Genomic DNA, 17,702 nt, shown 5'->3' on the forward strand with positions numbered 1-17,702 from the left:
CTCCTTAGATAAACATATTTGTTCCAACTATCAACGAGATTACTCCCGCTGTAGCAAACGCTACCCGTATATTTTTTTGTGTTTTAAGTAGATTCTCATTGATTAAAGATATAAAATACCCAAACATTAAAAAGACCAGCATTACGCCAATCGTAAAACTAGCAACCATCATCAAGTTTACTTCATGATGAGCGATAGCACTGAGCGTAATCAGCATACCTCGCACACCACCTATACCCATGAGAGTACCAACTGTCAAAGCAGATGTTACTTGCTTTTTTTCACCATGCTCATGCTTTTTGCCATACCATATATGAATATGCTTTTTTCCATTATGTTCGTGCCATCCAACATTGATACGACCGCTCAATGCCATAAAAAGCAAAAAAAGTCCAATTGCAATAATTACGCTTGAGCTGGCGTAATCACCCCATGCAAGAAGAGTTTCGCTGATATCGATATGCTGTAAAATTTTTGCAAAGATAAAAAGAGATACTCCATGTCCTAAGGCAAAAGCGAGTGTGATTAGCATCGTTTTCTTTTTGCTTTTACCAATACTAAAATCGGTAATGGCTGTAAGATGATCTGGACCGAAAGCGTGTAATATCCCATACCAAAAGATTAATAGAAGAGGCAAAGAATCCATCACTTCATCCTTTGTGAGTGAATGATTATTCACTATTATAGACTAGTTTGGTAAAATAAAAATAAAAATGGTAATATCTTCTATAAAAATGGGACCACATGCGATGTATCTATTGTAATGCACCCACTTATCTTCTCGGTAACGGCAATAGAAAATGCAAAAGATGTAAAAGAAAGTTCAGTCCAGAAAAAATTGCGAGAAAAGAAAAAATTGTTAAATGTTTTTGCGAAAATCTCTCTGTCAATGAATGTATGAGACGAAGCGGCTATAACTATGTTACCATTAAAAATTATTATGAAATGTTTAGAAAAAAAATTGCAACTTTTATGGAAGAGGAGTACTTGAACCGTCAAGAGACAATAGCATATGAAGAGTATATCTACTTGGAACGCTCAAAGGATCCAAAAAAAAATATTTTTGATGGATACAATTTTTTAACATTTGACTATGGAGGAAAAATCTATAATCTTTTGATGCCCGATCTTTCAAGATTTAAACCCTATTTTAGTGAAGACGGACTCAATGAAGTTTATTACAAAGAGTTTAAAAATTTTTTACGGGTCTCGAAGCTACAAAAAAATAGTCAAAACGGGCTTATTTACGATTTTTGGAGCTATTTGGAAGATTTATTACCAAAATATAGAGGGATTAAAAGGGAAAACTTTTTCTATTACCTCAAAGAGGCTGAGTTTAAGTTCAATTTTGATTGCAAAAAATTAAAGGAAATAGTATGAAAAAAGTGGTTGTCATAGGCGGTGGATATGGAGGGATAAAGGCTTTGGAGGAGTTTGCAAGAAATGATCAAAATATTGAAGTAACACTTATTGATCAACATACCTATCACTATCTTCAAACGGAGAGTTACGATCTCGTTGCTTCGAAAATCCCAATTCAAGAGAGTTTTATCTATTTGCCAACACTGATTGCTAGTTTTGGCGAAAATTTTCATTTTATCCATGATGAAGCGATTGTTATCAAGGAAAATCAAGTTGTATGCAAAGAGGGAACCTATCCTTTTGATTATTGCGTTATTGCAACTGGTAGCGTGACAAAATTTTTACAAGGATTTGAGAAAAAAGGAAAACACTCTTTGGGTGTCAAAAGTCTGCGTGCGGCTCTTCATATAAAACAGTATTTTGAAGAGGAGCTCTTTGCAAGACTTGAACCAAAAAGAGCGCAAAGAAGTTTTCGAGTCATTGTCATTGGTGGGGGTTTGAGTGGAGTAGAGATAGCAGCCGAAATGCGATGCTATTTCAACCAATATGTAAAAGAAAATGCCCTAAGTTGTGGAAATATCGAAATCCAACTTCTATCAAAACATATTTTAAAAGGACTTGATCAGAAAACACGCGATAAGGCTGTAAAAAGGTTGCGTCAATTAGATGTTTCTTTAGTGCCTCAATATGTCAATGAAATTACAGAACAAAAGGCGATACTCAGTAGTGGAGAAACGATAGATTTTGATTTTGCCATATTTGCCGGGGGAATTGAGCCCTCACCTTTTATTCGAAATCTTGAATATACAAAAGATGCGAGAGGATTTTTGGTCGTTGATGAGTATTTGCGAGTAGAAAAAAATATCTTTGCTGTAGGTGATGTAGCAGTTTTAAAAGATAAAGAAGGAAATATTATTCCTCCCACAGCACAAAGTGCTGAGCAAAGTGGAGTAATTGCCGCTAAAAATATCCTTCAGGCCATTTCCAACCAACCTTTGCAAAGAGCAGATATCAGACTGCGGGGACTAGCCATTGCTCTAGGTGGTACATATGCCATAATCGTAACTCCTTTTGGTTTTCAAATCAGGGGGATTCTGGGTTGGATTGGCAAAAAAGCGATAGAAAAATGGTATAAATGGCCTCTCAAATTTAAAGCAAAGCAAGGATTCCAAAAATTAACGGCATGTAAGGAGAAAATAAAAAAACTGCGCTGAATCGCAGAAAATCGGATTGATAACTTTTAAAAAATTAAGAGGTTTTAATTTTGAAAGATTGCAGCTCAAAGAGATTATCAGCAAAAAAAGTGGAGAGGTATGTTGGAGATAAAGGAGCATTGATAGTTCATTAATAGTTTTCGAGTGCATACCAGAGTTGTCCCAGACTGATTCCACCATCATTTATAGGGGTATGTGTTGGAAAGAAGTATGGGATGCTGTTTTGTTGCAGTTTATTGATAGTAATTTCTAGTAAAGTTTTGTTTTGAAAGACGCCTCCGCTCAAAACAACCGGGAGTTTCTCTCTTTTTGCGATTTCGACAATAATAGCAGTGAGAGTATTTAAAAATTTCGTAGGAATATCCGCTTTTTTATCCTTGATGAGGGATAGAAAATCTATTGTAATGATTCCATCGTGAATATAAAACTCATATTGATCCTCTCTGGCTTGATATGCTTTTTCTACTAAAAGACCGGTATAGCCCTCATACTCTTGTTTTTTACAAAGGCCTGCAAGAAAAGCAACCGCATCAAAGAGTCTTCCAACGGAGCTCGTTTCAAAGCAGTTGATATTTTTATCATAGGTAAGATTAAAGAGCCTATCTTCTACTTCAAAACCATACTTCTTTAAAAGACTCCAAGCAATAAGCCTGATATCTTTAATAGCTTTTTCTCCTCCTGCAATTTTAAAATACTCAAAATGGTATTTTCTTTCATCACCTACAAACACCTCCCCACCCCACACTTTTGTATCATCACCATATCCTGTTCCATCCCAACTAAATCCCAAAAAGAGCTCTTGTGACAGAGGATAGTTTGTAAGCTCCATCTCTGCCTTCGCAGCATAGGTATGAGCCAAATGGTGTTGCACTACAATAGTTTTAATATTCAAAGATTTTGCATATTGCGTTGTCTCATATCCCGGATGTTTGTCGCATACGACAACTTCCGGTGAAAAGTCATATATTTTTTGAAAATCTTCAATCACTTTGACAAAATACTCATAACTTTGGATGTTTTTGATGTCACCGATGTGAGGACTAAGAATAACATTGTTTGCAAAACTGAAAGCAATGGTATTTTTTTGGCGTGCACCAACAGCTAAGATAGAAGGAAGTTCTTTATCAACAAAAAAGCTTTTCGGAGCATATCCACGAGAGAGTCTGTAAAAAAGAGTCTTTTTATCTACGCTCACTACCACACTATCATCACAACTGCGAATGATTTCTCGATTGTAATATAAAACTTTTTGCGTAAATTTTTTAATATTCTCTTCATCTTTAACAATTGGCTCATCCGAGATATTGGCGCTTGTAACTACCAAAGGAGAATCTATTAAAGAAAAAAGAAGATAATAAATTGGCGAATAGGGTAAAAAAACGCCAAGTCTATCGATATCAGGCGCTACATCTGCAAAATACTCTTTTGCTTTGATGATGACAATAGGACGCTCTTTGGATAGAATGAGTCTTTTTTCATTTTCATCAATATCACAAATCTCTTTTATTTTATCTATGGAAGGAAACATAAGAGCAAAGGGCTTTTTGGGTCTTTTTTTGATTTGTCTGAGTTTGTGAGCTGATTTTGGAAGGCAGACAAGATGGTATCCCCCTACTCCTTTTATTGCAACAATTTCACCATTTTGAATATCGTTTGCAGCTTTTTGTATCGCTTCATATCCTTGAAAAGAGCTATAAAAAAGTTTTGGTCCACAACTGTCACAACCAATCGGCTGTGCATGAAAAAAGCGGCTGTTTGGATCGTTATACTCTTTTTGGCACTCCTGACACATAGGAAATTTTGCCATGGAGGTGTTTTTACGATCATAAGGAAGATCTTTGATGATGGTAAATCTTGGACCGCAGTTTGTGCAGTTGATAAGAGGATAATACAATCGCCTGCTATTTGGGTTAAAAAGATCTTCTAAGCACGCATCACAAATAGAGATATCTGGAGATAGAAATGTTTCTTTTTGCCCCTCTTGGCTTTTGATAATTGTAAAACTTTGAAAATTTTGTTTTGGAGTATTTTGGATTTGCAGTGAAAAGATTTTGGCCAAAGGCGGAAGTTTTGATTGAAGATGCTCTAAAAAAAGCTCCTTATTCTTACCCTCTATAACAATCTCTACACCATCACTGCAGTTTCTGATAAATCCCTTGAGTCCAAGTTCATTGGCCAGTTTATAGACAAAGGGACGAAAACCCACTCCTTGGACGATCCCTTTGACAAATATTCTCATTGCACTCCCAAAAGAGCACTCTCGTTATCAATCGGATACTCGATATTTACCTTGGTCATAGGGGCATTTCTAGTAAACCTGCTAAAAAATGCACTGTTTGCAATATAGGCTCCACATAGAACAATATGGCTGGCTTTTGTTTCTCTATAGATTGAGACAGCTTGATTGCCTAAAAAATCCCCCAAAGATTCAAAAATGGAGTAGGCTATGAGCTTAGCATCAGCATCAGCCAAAACGAAACTCATGATAGATGCATAAAAACTTGAGTAATCAAAACTACTCTCCCCTACCCTGCAGTCAATACTTACTCCGCCTTTGCCACCAAATGAGAGGCTAAGTTTATTAAATGAGTCAAAATCACTATCAAATCCTATGAGTTTTGCAGCCTTTAAGATAAAATTACCCTCTTTCAAAAAAGCTTCATAGCGTTTAGGAAATCTCTTTTGAAACTGCTCAACTACTTTTCGCTTAGGCTCAAAATGAATATTACCAAAATCAAAAACCTCTTTCGTTACTTGCTTTTTATAAAAAAACTTGACTTGATCTGAAAAATAGACACCGATTGTAGGCTCATCAATTGCATGCTCTTTCAAAACACTTTCAAAAGCTGCTCTAGCAATATCTTGTAAGCGAATATGAGAATGCTCGATAGGCTCATCTTGAAAAACTACTATTGCTTCAGTTGCAATCTGCTCAAAATGCTCTACTTTGTCAATAACTCCTTCATAGAGTAAAAAATTGTTATACAAAACTGTTTTTTTGTTCTCACAATATTTTGGAAAAAGTGAATCGCTACCGGGACGAAAAAGAGCAAAATGTTTATTGATAAAATATTTTGGTGCTTCGTAAAATGTTACTGGAAGATCAAAATCAATAAAAAGATCCGCATCCTCTTTCTCATCAAAATAGCAATAGTCCGCATTCAGTGATGCCATAAGAAGGATTGTAAAACCGTCCCATACGCCCACGGCCTCTACTATTTCGCCACTGATTGAAGTTAAATAGAGATGAGGTCTTTCAATACTGAAAAGGGCTCTTTTTTCCATTGGTAAAACCAAAAACTCTTCATTTAGACGGTTGATAAGCACATAACTTTGGTTGTCTTTTTCCAAATAGAATCGCTTATATCCCCTCAATGTTTTTATGCGAACTCTCTTCCCATCTTTGAGTGCATTTGCGGCAATATCAAAAATTTGTTTAAACTCCTCTTTTTCATTGGCAAATAAAACTTTTAAGCCTTTTTTATCTGTCAGTTTGATAGGGATATTGCACTCTATGCAGGTAATGAGCGGATAGTTTTTGCGAAAAGGATTAGTTTTAAGCTCTTCTTGGCACTCTTTGCAGGGCTTGAAAAAATTTAACAGCGTATTTGGCCTTTTAAATGGATAGTGGATAAGGAGGCTGCTTTGATAGCCACAAGAGTTGCAGCTGGTAAATGGATAGTAAAATCTTCTTGAAGAGGGTTCTAACATCTCTTTGATGCAGTTTGGACAAAGAGCAATAGAGGATGGAAGATATGTAAGTGAGTCCTTTGCTGAAGGATTTTCTTCACAAATCTGGACATTTTTAAAAAAGATGGAGTTATAAAGATGCTGGTCCAAAGCTTTGGTAAACTCTTCAACATTTTCCTCAAATATTACATAAATAAAGGGAAATTTTATATTCAATTTTATAGAAGTATTTGTAAGCTCTGCAACTGCTTGAATACGCTTTAAAAAATATGTTGTATGGGAATGATACTCAAACCGTAATGTCATTGCACTCTTTCATTGATGGGTTTGCATACTCAAAGATAATCGAGTCAACTGTTTTATTGGCTCTTCTTTGGTAGTGAATGCTGTTTTTTTCCAGCTCTTGCAAAAGAGTTTGTATGTAGCTGTCAAAGGATTCTCGCATGGTATCAGTTAAACCAATACCTACGCTTTCGATGTCTTTTGGCACAATACCTATGATGTTTACTTGGGCGATGGATTCAAGCATGCTACATATCTCAAGCATCTCTACAACTTCCACCTCATGCGCTGTTTTTCGATACTCACCTAGCCCCAGTAAAACCTCACTTGGAAGGTTATATATGGAGCCCGGTGTGTCCTCGATGGAAACAGTATCCATTATTACTACTTTATCATACTCTTGATAGTAGCGCATTAGTTTAAACCCCAGTGTCCCACCATCGACGATTTCGACATCCTCATCAAAAACAAAATTTTCCTCGAGATATTTTGAAGCATATACTCCGATACCCTCATCCATAAACAAAATATTGCCTATTCCTATAATTGCTGTCTTCAATTCAACCTCTTTTGAATTTGTATCCGCCAAATACTATGGCGATATCTCCCTCTCTCCAAAAGATCGTTCTCCATACCACATAGTAGATATGAAACATGATCCAAACCAAAATAAAATACATTGTCATATGATGTACATATCTTACATCCATTTTTGTTCCGCCACATATAGGTACCGTCCAGTCAGTTACTAGATGCAAGAGTGTTGGCCACCAAGAACCGATACTACTCATACCTGACTCAAGTCCATGGACATAGAGCTGAAGACCAGTCAAAAGCATCCAAACAAGCAATATATGAAAGATTGTAAAATAGACAACATGGAAACTGTCTTCATGGCTACTATCAAACCTCTTAATGCGATTGAGAGTAATGAGATTGATAAAAACTTCCCAGAACTCTTTTATATTTTTTCTTGTTGGGATAAGTTTTTTAATAGGCTTTTCAAATCTACTAAAAAAATAGAGATATGCAATCACAATTGAACTCACATCAAATATGATAGCTGCATAGAAATGAATTACTCTATTCCATGCCATCACAAACTTCTGTACTGCTGGTTCACTAATGAGTGTCTGATAGTATGGATGGCCTATGTAGAGGCCAGTTATTACTGCCGCTACCATACACAGAGCCACTACCCAGTGATTGAGACGCATAAAGAGCGTCATTCTTTTAACTCTTTGAAATTTTTGCTGTTTCATGCTAGCCCCCTTAGATTGAGCAAGAGGTGTTTACTTTAAACTCACCTAAACTCTTTCCTTTTGTATCCACAATATGCACCGCACACGCAATACAAGGGTCAAAACTATGAATAGTACGCAATATTTCTAATGGCTCTTCAGGTTTTGCCACTTTTGTACCAATTAAGCTTGCTTCATATGCGCCCATTCTATTTTTATAATCTCTTGGTGCCGCATTCCATGTAGATGGTACAACTGCTTGATAGTTTTCAACTTTTCCATCTTTGATTTTTACCCAGTGACCAAGAGCACCGCGTGGAGCCTCTTCAAGACCATACCCTTGAGCATCTTTGCTTACTTGATCGAAATCAAACTCTGTCCAGGTTGAGAGATCTCCAGCTGCAGTGTTTGTCGCTAATTCATCTACCCAATCAAAGAGCATATCAGCCATAAGTTCTGTCTCAATTGCCCTTGCAGCAGTTCTTCCGACAGTAGAGAAGAGAACCTTTGCAGGAAGATTAGCATTTTTCAAAAATCTATTGACATATTCACTGATTCTTTTATCACCTTTTGTATATCCTACAATCATACGTGCAAGTGGACCAACTTCTACTCTTGTATCGTTATATATTGGTGATTTGATCCAGGAGTATTTACCCTTGGTATCAAGATAAGCAATTCCTTTTTCTTTTTTGCCAAATCCCGTATAGTTTGGAATGGTCTGCCCGTCAAATGGGTGGAGTGGTTTATCACCATCGTACCATGAGTGCGTTACATCTTCAGCCACTTTTTCTTGATCAAACTCTTGATATTTTCCATCGATTACAAGTCCACTTGGAAAAAGGAGTTCTGATTTGTAAAAGCCATTGTCTTGAAGTCGAAAACCGCCATAAGCCATGTAATTTTTCAGACCTGCGCCTGTACCGTCAAGCGCTTCATCACCATACATAGTACCTGCCATATAGATATCTGGAAGATAGGCACCTTTGATAAAGCGACTAAATCCGGTAAGAAGTTCTTTGTAAAGAGCAATACGAGCGGGGTTTTTGATATCTTGTACACATGTAACACCACCTACTACAATACTTTGAGGATGCGGATTTTTCCCGCCAAAAATAGCCATCATTTTTGCTGCGTCTCTTTGCAGATCAAGAGCTTGGAGATAGTGTGTAACCGCCAATAGGTTTTGTTCTGGGGTTAGTTTATAGTGAGGATTGCCCCAGTATCCTTTGGCAAAGAGTCCAAGACGTCCCTGTTTGACAAATTTTTTGAGACGATCTTGCACCTCTTTAAATTTTGCACTATCTGCAACATATGGAGTGGTTCCAGCAGCATTTGCCCATTTTTTTGCTTCATCTACTGTCTTTGTTGGGTCAGCTTCCAAAGCTTTTGTGATATCAACCCAGTCAAGGGCATGAAGATGATAAAAATGCACCACATGGTCATGTAAATAAAGTGCCCCTTGGATGAGGTTTCTTACAAGTCTGGCGTTTTTAGGAATTGTGACACCAAAAGCGTGCTCAACTGCCTCGATACTTCTTTGGTAGTGTGTCCCTGTACAAACACCACATATACGCATAGCTAGCAAACCGCAATCTCTAGGATCACGCCCTTTTAGTATCTCTTCTATTCCTCGAAACATCGTCGAAGAGCTGTAAGCATCTACTATCGTATTATTCTCATCGATAATCGCTTCAATACGCAAGTGCCCCTCTATTCTAGTAATAGGATCAACAACTATATGTTTTGTGCTCATTCTTTATCTCCTTCACTTTTCTTACCTGCGATTGCACTAGCAGCAGCATGAATAGCAATACCCACACCAGCAGCAGTCAAAAGACCAAGTCCAAACTGGTCTACACTCTTTTCTACCCCGCCATTTGGAGCCATTTTGATATTTGCATCTGCCATTGGCCTTTCATATGCATACTTATCCCAAAATCCTGGCTCACTGCACCCTATACATCCATGGCCTGAACCGATTGGCCAGTTTACTGATTCGTTGTAGCGAACAATTGAACAGTTGTTGAATGTCATAGGTCCTTTACATCCCATTTTATAGAGGCAGAAGTTATTTTTCGCACCCTCGTCACCCCACTCCTCTACGAACTCTCCTGCATCAAAGTGCGCCCTTCTTTCACAGTTGTCGTGGATTCTATATCCAAAGGCAAATTTTGGTCGAAGCAGTGAATCAAGCTCTGGAATTTGACCAGTAAGTACATAATGGAGAATTACTCCCACCATATTTGCCGGATTTGCAGGACAAGCTGGTATATTAATAATTGGCTTATCATTAACTACATCCATCACTCCAACTGCTCCGGTAGGATTCGGCGCAGCTGCTGGGACACCACCAAACGTAGCACATGTTCCTACGGCAACAATTGCAGCTGCATCGTTGGCTACTCTTTTGAGATGCTCTTCAAAAGTTTCACCACTTGCCCCTATAGTACACCACTCCCTACCGGGACCTACAGGAATAGCACCTTCAACAAAAAGGAGATATTTTCCTTTGAAATGTTCCATCGCATCATCAAGCTGCGCTTCCGCTTGATGTCCAGCTGCAGCCATGAGAGTCTCTTGAAACTCGAGTGAAATAATCTCCAAAATGATCTCATCAACTTTTGGCCCATCACTTCTAATAAATGCTTCTGAATTCCCCGCACAATCTTGTAACTCTATCCAGATAACTGGAATCCTATTCATAAGTTCTGCTGCTTCTGCGACCAGTGGTGCAAAAGAACTAGGAAGCATGAGCATAGCAGTAGTTGCACTGACCCATTTTAAAAAGTCTCTTCTAGAGACGCCCTCATCCTCTAAAATCTCTTTAATGGAGATTTTACGAAGCGGCTCAATCTTCTTAAGCTGTTCTAGCCTAGCCTTACACTGATCATAGAGTTTTGCATAGTATGCCTCACCTCTGTTTGTATCAACTTTGGCACTCTTGGCTGTAAAGAGTGATCGAAGGTGCTCTCTATTCATAACTTCTCCTTGTGATTGAATACTCATTCACTAAATTGTATCGCACCCTACTTATAATAATTTTAAATAATAGCTTCATTCACTCTTTTCTTCTATATTTTTGGGACTAAATTAATGAGTAGTGCATACACTGCAAATATCGAAGCTGCGAAATATGAGGTTAGCTATTTTTCTATCTTGAAGTCCAATAATAGCTTTTTGAATACTTGAAGGGTTGTCAGAACTACCATTTGAGAGATTCCATTGCGTGGGAGTTATGATTGAGTAATTTTCGATTTTTCCTTCAGCTATTATAGCTTTATGCACAAGAGATCCTCTCGCTGCTTCTATACTTATAGCACCTTCTCCATCTTTTTTCTCAATTTCAACTACACTTAACTGGTTAAGATCAATAGAGTTGAGATGGTGCTCTATCTTCTTTATGAGTATGTTTATCTCATAGATTCTTGCAATAATCCTTGTAAATATACTATCTTTATATTTTCTATAAAAATAGCGTATGAAAAAATCCGGATTTTGCAAGAGTCTTGCCAAAGGTCCTGTTTCATAAAATCTATTATTATAAGTAACATTTTTTGCATAACTGTCACTTTGCCCTATCTCTTTAATATAACGCAACTTAGTCTTTCTCTTTTTTTTATTGAGTATTTTTACATTTTCTACATAACTATCTTGAGAAAGTGTTATAAAACGATTGAGACCGATCCCAACTGACAAAAGATCTTTTGCATGGAGAGTCTCATAGAGTTTTTTCAAATCTTTTTCAAGCTTTTTAGGATCTTCAAAAGAGCCAAAAAGTTTGAAAATATTTGATTGTATTTGTGCTCTAATCTGTTTGGCCTTTACAATATCTAGCGCAGTTGGATCACATGTAACCCCACCAGGAATTGCATATGCAGAGTGTGGCCATTGACCGCTAAAAAGAGCTAAAAGCTTATTTACCAAAGCAATCGTCTGATGCATTGTAGTAAAATCATAAGGGATTTGCAGCTCTTGAAAGATTACAAGATAGCACCACTTCAGATGGTTTTGAATTATTTCACAAAATCTTGTTATCTCGCGTATCAATTGGGCTTTTTGCGTAATTTCAATCCTATAAATTGACTCCAAAAGGGATGCAGTAGCTTGCAAATGTGCATGCCCACAGATTCCACAAACTCTTGGATTTATAACTAATGCATCCCATGCATCTTTGCCTACTAGTATATTCTCAACTCCTCTAAAATGTGGGAAAAGCACTCGTACATCAACTATTTCATCTCCGTCTGTTTTAAACTCTAAATAGGCTTCACCTTCTATTTTTTCCAATAAATCAATCTTCATCTATCAATCTTTTATTGAGTCTAGGAATAAAAAAGCTTTTCGCAACACCTGTGATAGTAAGATAGGCTCTTTTGGGAACACCCAAAGGCATTTTTGCCGGTATACCCATATAGGTTTTGGTTTTAAAGAGATCTTTTTGTGGAAAAGTTGGCTCAGTACATCCAAAACATGGAGTACCAGACCTTGTTTTAGAGTTGATTTCATTCCACAAAATTGTATTGCAGCTTCCATGAGTATATGGCCCTTGGCAGCCCTGCTCGTAAAAGAGACACCCCTCTTTTAGTCCAAAACCTTTCGCATCGACCTTCCATTCAAAATACTCATTGCGAGTACATCCACTATGAACAGTTACTGCAAAGAGCTCTTTTGGCCTATGCAAATCATCTAAATGCATCGTATCACTCTCTAATCCAAAAGCTATCCACTCTGGATTTGCAGGACATCCTGGAATATTAATAGTTTTGTGGGAAAACTGATCATACAGTTTGCTCTTTTTCTCTTTATCGAACAAAACACCTGTAATCTCTTGGTCATACTCTTTGAATATTCCTCCATAGACTGCACAGCTACCTACTACTACAACTCTCTTAGCCCTCTGTGCCAAAACCATAAAAAGATCAAACAGATCGGTATCTGCTTTTGGCCACCCTCTTCTCAAGCCCCCTTCAACCACCAAAATATCAGGATTTGCATCAGGTAACTGCTCGAGAGTCAAAAGTGAGGGAAGTAGAGGATGGTAGAGGATCTCAAAAGTTTGTAAAAATGAGGAGAGTGTTGGAAGATTGAGAAAAGAGTGACTATTTCCATTACACGTAACTCCTTGAAGCCAAACTAATCTATTCTTCATTTTTAAGTGCTCTATATATATTCTCACTAATATCTTGGACATAAAACTCTATATCATTAGGAAGCATTCCCTCCCCCATCAAAAAAACCATACCACCCAAATACCCCATAAAGAGTCCAAAAGCACTGAAAAAATCTTGATCACGCAGTTCACCACTCCTTACTCCCTCTTCAAAGAAAATCATAATCTCTGTTACAAAGGGACTAACACAAATCATACCCTCGCAACCATGTTTAAAAACTTCCCTATTCGCAAGGTATACACGCAAAAAATACTCTATCATTTCTGGCTTCTCTTTTGCAGTTTTAAAGTAAAAAGAAACAATTTTTTTAATTTTCTCTCTTGCTGAAAGTGGCATCATATTTATATGACGTATCTCCTCTCCTAAAACTTTTGATATATAGAGTATAAGCTCTTTTGCAAGGGCATCTTTAGAAGTAAAGTAGTTATAGAGATTTCCAACACTCATATCAAGAGCTTTAGCGATATCAGCTATTGTTACCTCAAAAAAACCCTCTTTACTAAAGAGTTTCAAAGCTTCATTCATAATCTGTTTCTTCTTTTCCTCTTTATTAATTTTTGCCAAACTATCGCTCCTTTCTCCCTACCAAAATAGCTTTTGCATTTTTATCGAGATTATAATAGACAATTTCAAGTTTATTATATAACTCTAATAGTTCATTTTTCTTTGCAGTATATGTAGGATTCATTGAAGACTTATATGTAAACACTTTCGATATGAAGATACCTCTAGGTCTTAATGCTAAAAATATATTCTCAAAAATTGAGCGCTCAAAAAAATTGATATTGAGTATAAGGTCATAACGATTCTTGCCAAAATCAAAACTTGCAATATCTTGGCAAAAGGGAGTGATGCCAGGATACTCTTTAAGAGGTGCAAGTGCCACATCAGATATATCCACAGCATCAACTGTAAAGCCTCTAGAAGCTAGAAAAATTGCATTTCCTCCTCTTCCGCATGCAATATCCAATGCCCTACCCTTGGGCACTAAATCGTAAAATCTTACTACATCTGGATCTGCAAGAGGTTCGTGCTTCATTTGTGCATACTTTGTATTCCACTTATTTTTGATTGAGGGCATCTACCAAATCCCTATAATTTTCAACGTGAAAAAAACTCTTTTCCAGTCTCCATCGTAATACAAACTCGACAATTTTTTTTATAAGTGATGGATCAAGATTTTCAGCTCTACCAAAATAGCGAAGACTGCTATTTTTGCCATTTTTGATTGCAATAATTTGAGCATAGCGATTTGGTTGAGGTTGTGCGAGCTGTTCTTTTTGCAATGAAATCCCCATGAGATTCATAGCCTGAAAACCAAAGAGATCTTCCCATGCTACCTTTTGATCAATTTCAAGCTCTTTGAATAGCTCTTGAAGTTTAGCAATATTCTCTTTTCTCAGTTTCTCTAAGCTTACAAACTCTTGTAAAAGTGATTCGAGTCTTCTTAGTTTTTCGCTCATTATCATTCCAAAATATTAATTAATATCAATACTCATTGTAGTATAATTTTGCTAAAAAAGGATTGAGATGGATTTTTTGCGTATTGTTGGTGGCAAGAGACTGCATGGAGATGTTGCAATCTCTGGTGCAAAAAATGCAGCATTGCCGCTAATAGCATCCTCCATTCTCTCCAAAAGAGTACTTACAATAGATAATCTTCCCCATGTAAAAGATATCAAGACACTCCTCAAACTACTCCAACATCTTGGCGCAAACTATAAACTTATAGATAATAAAGCGCATATAGATACATCAATGATAAACTCTACAACTGCTACATACGATATAGTGCGTACAATGCGTGCTTCAATTCTCGTACTTGGCCCACTCCTCGCTCGTTTTGGGCATTGTGAAGTGAGCCTGCCTGGTGGGTGCGCAATCGGCGAAAGACCTATTGATCTGCACCTCAAGGCTCTCCAACAAATGGGTGCACAGATTAATATTGAAAGTGGCTATGTAGTTGCCAAAGCTCCACAAGGGTTGAGGGGTGCTACTATAATATTTGACAAAATCACTGTTACTGGAACAGAAAATATTCTTATGGCTGCTGCCTTGGCTAAAGGTACCACTACTATAATCAATGCAGCAAAAGAGCCTGAAGTTGTGCAACTTTGTGAAGTTTTGCAAGATAGTGGTGTTGAGATCGAAGGAATCGGCACTGATGAGATCAAAATCACAGGAACTGAGAGAGAACTGCTCAACATGAAAGATTTTAGTGTCATTCCTGATCGTATAGAAGCTGGTACATATCTTTGTGCCGGTGCTATTACTAATTCAAAAATTAAGATCAAAAATGTCATTCCTCAACACCTTGAAGCTATTTTGGTTAAATTGCAGCAGATGGGATTTGAGATTGATATAGATAATAGCTCAATCACTATCCACCCAGCTTCAAAAATCTCACCTATTGAGATAGTTACATCAGAATATCCAGGATTTCCAACAGATATGCAAGCCCAATTCATGGCTCTAGCTCTTATGGCAGAAGGTGCTTCGATCATTGAAGAGAGGCTCTTTGAGAATAGATTTATGCATGCGAGTGAACTGAGGCGATTTGGAGCAAAAATTCAGCTCAAAGGAAATATCGCAACTGTCTTTGGGCCCACTAAGCTCAATGGGGCTGATGTTATGGCTACAGATTTGAGAGCAAGTAGTGCACTCGTACTAGCTGCTCTAGCAGCCGATGGCACTAGCAATGTGCATAGAATCTATCATCTAGATAGAGGTTATGAGAATCTCGAAGAGAAGCTTCAAGCTCTTGGAGCCTCTGTTGAGAGGCTCCAAGAGTAACTACTCTTTATCTTCAAAAATTATAATTTCAGTATTAAAATCTTTCTTCACCACCGCTCTACTTTTTGGGACAGTCTGTCCCTCTTCATACTCTTTAATGATCTCTTTGAGGTGCTCCAACTCCTTCTCCATCTCTTCCATCTGCTCTTTAAGACGCAAAATGATATCTACACCAGCAAGGTTCACACCAAGCTCTCTTGTAAGGCGCAAAATCATTTTGATCCTGTCTATATCTTTTTGTGAATAGAGGCGTGTCTTTCCTTGTGTACGAGATGGAGAGATGAGCCCTTCTCTCTCATATTGACGCAAAGTTTGTGGATGAATATTTAATACTTTCGCTACAACACTTATCAAATAGACCGGTTCATCATAAGCATGCATCATTCACCTCCAGGAAGTTTTTCTTCCATCATTTTTGCAAGCTCTGGATCAAGCTCTTCTACTTTTGGCAGTATAATGTTTGCCTCTAAGTATAGATCGCCTTTTTGTTTGGTTTTTCTATCAATAGCACCCATTCCTTTGACGCGAAACTTCTGTCCGCATTTTGTATTTTTAGGAACTTTGAGTGTTACCTCTTTTTCTAGTGTTTTGACTTTTACTTTTCCACCAAACATTGCGATCTTAAGTGGTATATCGATCTTTTTATAAAGATCATTACCTACTCTTGTATACTCTGGATCTGGAGCTACTTCTACTTTGAGAAGTAGGTCTCCTCGCATATTCTTATAGGCTTTCCCTTTACCTCTTATGCGAAGAGTATCTCCATTTTTTACACCAGCTGGGATACGCACATCGAAAGTTTCACCATTTATAGTAAGTGAATGGGTACCTCCAAGTATTGCTGTACGAAATGGTATAGTAATCTTTGCATGGAGATCGAGATCAGGATGAGCAAATTCTTCAAATCCGCCAAATCCTCCAGATCTAAACCCTCCAGAGCTAAATCCAGAACTACTAAAGCCGCCAAATCCTCCACCACCAAAGATAGAGCGCAATATCTCATCTAAATCGACGCCACCTTGAAAGTTTTGTTGTGCAAAATCGTGGAAATTTTGGCCACCAAACATACTATCGCCATATTGATCATACTGCTTACGCTTCTCCGGATCACTCAAAATCTCATAAGCAGCATTTATCTCTTTAAATTTTTCTTCACATTCTGGCTCTTTACATATATCTGGATGGTATTTACGAGCTAGTTTTCTATATGCTTTTTTAATCTCATCAGCACTCGCACTGGGACTTACACCCAAAGTCTCATATAGGCTCTTACTCAATTGAACCCTCCCTACTTTTTTAGTCCGATTATACCAAATACTTTAGTCTATGTCAATCAACTTCCATTATATTTACATAATCAATTTATTTAAATTTACTCATACATTGTAAGATACATGCTAAGGCATCAAGACGATTATGAGGAGGGATCTGGGCGAAATAGCGCATCAATATATCGATCTCTGATTGCGAAAGAGGAATTTGCGATGGGGTAGCTACTTGTTGATTAGTAGGATGAGAAGGTTGAGGTATCTCGTGGAGCCAAGAGGGATTAATATCAAATAGTTCAATAAGTTTTTGCTCAATTTGAGGATTAAAACGCTTCTGCTTTCCCCTTTCAACATCACTGACCATCTGCTTATGTACCCCAAGCTTTCTCGCTAACTCACTTTGAGAAAGACCAAATTTTTGACGCAACTCCCTAATCTTTTGCCCATAAGAAAATGACATTTCTTATCCTTTCATCATGATAAGAAATTATACTATAAGATATTTACAATTGTCAAACTGTAAGAATTTTACAATATTCTTACTTTTCTTACATTTTCAAGGCAAGAAATAGGGAACTTGTTAAATCTTATTGACTATACGCGGTCAATGTCAGATATAGTAAGATATATAATCTTACTATATCTTATTTTCTTGCGTACGGAATTCTTTTCTTGTTT

The 17,702-nt window shown here is 37.4% G+C and carries 18 protein-coding genes; 3 read left to right on the plus strand and 15 right to left on the minus strand.

Going from position 1 to position 17,702, the window contains the following annotated elements; translation table 11 throughout:
* Positions 1 to 4: 4 nt before the first annotated feature.
* Positions 5 to 646, minus strand: coding sequence for a hypothetical protein (locus JG734_RS05095; protein ID WP_201332224.1), 642 nt, complete (start codon positions 644 to 646; stop codon positions 5 to 7).
* Positions 647 to 744: 98 nt separating this feature from the next.
* Between JG734_RS05095 and JG734_RS05100 the strand changes: the two genes are divergently transcribed.
* Positions 745 to 1,380, plus strand: a complete 636-nt coding sequence (locus JG734_RS05100; protein ID WP_201332225.1) for a hypothetical protein — start codon at positions 745 to 747, stop codon at positions 1,378 to 1,380.
* Complete coding sequence (locus JG734_RS05105; protein ID WP_201332226.1) at positions 1,377 to 2,576, plus strand: NAD(P)/FAD-dependent oxidoreductase; 1,200 nt, start codon at positions 1,377 to 1,379, stop codon at positions 2,574 to 2,576. Before JG734_RS05100 ends, JG734_RS05105 begins: the two co-directional genes overlap by 4 nt.
* 130 nt (positions 2,577 to 2,706) lie before the next feature.
* Here JG734_RS05105 and hypF read toward each other — a convergent pair whose 3' ends face one another.
* The 11 genes from hypF to JG734_RS05160 all read right to left on the minus strand — a co-directional run bounded on the left by hypF (position 2,707) and on the right by JG734_RS05160 (position 14,426).
* Positions 2,707 to 4,815, minus strand: coding sequence for a carbamoyltransferase HypF (gene hypF, locus JG734_RS05110; RefSeq protein WP_201332227.1), 2,109 nt, complete (start codon positions 4,813 to 4,815; stop codon positions 2,707 to 2,709).
* A complete protein-coding gene (locus JG734_RS05115) occupies positions 4,812 to 6,572 on the minus strand; it encodes a hypothetical protein (protein ID WP_201332228.1) in 1,761 nt (586 codons plus the stop codon). The genes hypF and JG734_RS05115 overlap by 4 nt, the downstream gene beginning before the upstream one ends.
* Positions 6,556 to 7,107: a HyaD/HybD family hydrogenase maturation endopeptidase gene (locus JG734_RS05120; protein ID WP_201332229.1), complete on the minus strand. Its 552-nt coding sequence runs from the start codon at positions 7,105 to 7,107 to the stop codon at positions 6,556 to 6,558. The genes JG734_RS05115 and JG734_RS05120 overlap by 17 nt, the downstream gene beginning before the upstream one ends.
* 1 nt (position 7,108) lies before the next feature.
* A complete protein-coding gene (locus tag JG734_RS05125; protein ID WP_201332230.1) occupies positions 7,109 to 7,810 on the minus strand; it encodes a cytochrome b/b6 domain-containing protein in 702 nt (233 codons plus the stop codon).
* 10 nt (positions 7,811 to 7,820) lie between these two features.
* Positions 7,821 to 9,545 carry a nickel-dependent hydrogenase large subunit gene (locus tag JG734_RS05130; protein ID WP_201332231.1) on the minus strand — a complete coding sequence of 575 codons (1,725 nt, stop codon included), beginning with the start codon at positions 9,543 to 9,545 and terminating at the stop codon, positions 7,821 to 7,823.
* Positions 9,542 to 10,771, minus strand: a complete 1,230-nt coding sequence (locus JG734_RS05135) for a hydrogenase small subunit (protein WP_201332232.1) — start codon at positions 10,769 to 10,771, stop codon at positions 9,542 to 9,544. Before JG734_RS05135 ends, JG734_RS05130 begins: the two co-directional genes overlap by 4 nt.
* A gap of 111 nt (positions 10,772 to 10,882) precedes the next feature.
* Positions 10,883 to 12,094, minus strand: a complete 1,212-nt coding sequence (locus JG734_RS05140; protein ID WP_201332233.1) for a nickel-dependent hydrogenase large subunit — start codon at positions 12,092 to 12,094, stop codon at positions 10,883 to 10,885.
* The gene (locus tag JG734_RS05145; RefSeq protein ID WP_236586799.1) at positions 12,084 to 12,941 is read right to left on the minus strand and encodes a hydrogenase; all 858 of its coding nucleotides are present in this window, start codon (positions 12,939 to 12,941) and stop codon (positions 12,084 to 12,086) included. The genes JG734_RS05140 and JG734_RS05145 overlap by 11 nt, the downstream gene beginning before the upstream one ends.
* A complete protein-coding gene (locus tag JG734_RS05150; RefSeq protein WP_201332235.1) occupies positions 12,931 to 13,527 on the minus strand; it encodes a TetR/AcrR family transcriptional regulator in 597 nt (198 codons plus the stop codon). Before JG734_RS05150 ends, JG734_RS05145 begins: the two co-directional genes overlap by 11 nt.
* A 1-nt stretch (position 13,528) precedes the next feature.
* Positions 13,529 to 14,002 carry a bifunctional 2-polyprenyl-6-hydroxyphenol methylase/3-demethylubiquinol 3-O-methyltransferase UbiG gene (locus JG734_RS05155; RefSeq protein WP_201332236.1) on the minus strand — a complete coding sequence of 158 codons (474 nt, stop codon included), beginning with the start codon at positions 14,000 to 14,002 and terminating at the stop codon, positions 13,529 to 13,531.
* A 22-nt stretch (positions 14,003 to 14,024) separates the two neighbouring features.
* Positions 14,025 to 14,426, minus strand: a complete 402-nt coding sequence (locus JG734_RS05160) for a hypothetical protein (protein WP_201332237.1) — start codon at positions 14,424 to 14,426, stop codon at positions 14,025 to 14,027.
* Positions 14,427 to 14,493: 67 nt separating this feature from the next.
* On the opposite strand from JG734_RS05160, the gene murA reads away from it, so the two are divergent.
* The gene (murA, locus tag JG734_RS05165; RefSeq protein WP_201332238.1) at positions 14,494 to 15,756 is read left to right on the plus strand and encodes a UDP-N-acetylglucosamine 1-carboxyvinyltransferase; all 1,263 of its coding nucleotides are present in this window, start codon (positions 14,494 to 14,496) and stop codon (positions 15,754 to 15,756) included.
* Here the strand turns inward: murA and JG734_RS05170 are convergent, their stop codons facing one another.
* From JG734_RS05170 to JG734_RS05180, 3 genes are all read right to left on the minus strand, one after another.
* Positions 15,757 to 16,137, minus strand: coding sequence for a heat shock protein transcriptional repressor HspR (locus JG734_RS05170; protein WP_201332239.1), 381 nt, complete (start codon positions 16,135 to 16,137; stop codon positions 15,757 to 15,759).
* Entirely contained in the window at positions 16,137 to 17,033 is an 897-nt protein-coding gene (locus JG734_RS05175) for a DnaJ C-terminal domain-containing protein (protein ID WP_201332240.1), read from the minus strand. Before JG734_RS05175 ends, JG734_RS05170 begins: the two co-directional genes overlap by 1 nt.
* 85 nt (positions 17,034 to 17,118) lie before the next feature.
* Entirely contained in the window at positions 17,119 to 17,484 is a 366-nt protein-coding gene (locus JG734_RS05180; RefSeq protein ID WP_201332241.1) for a helix-turn-helix transcriptional regulator, read from the minus strand.
* Positions 17,485 to 17,702: the final 218 nt, after the last annotated feature.

Source organism: Nitratiruptor sp. YY09-18 (assembly GCF_016593235.1).
GTDB lineage: Bacteria > Campylobacterota > Campylobacteria > Campylobacterales > Nitratiruptoraceae > Nitratiruptor.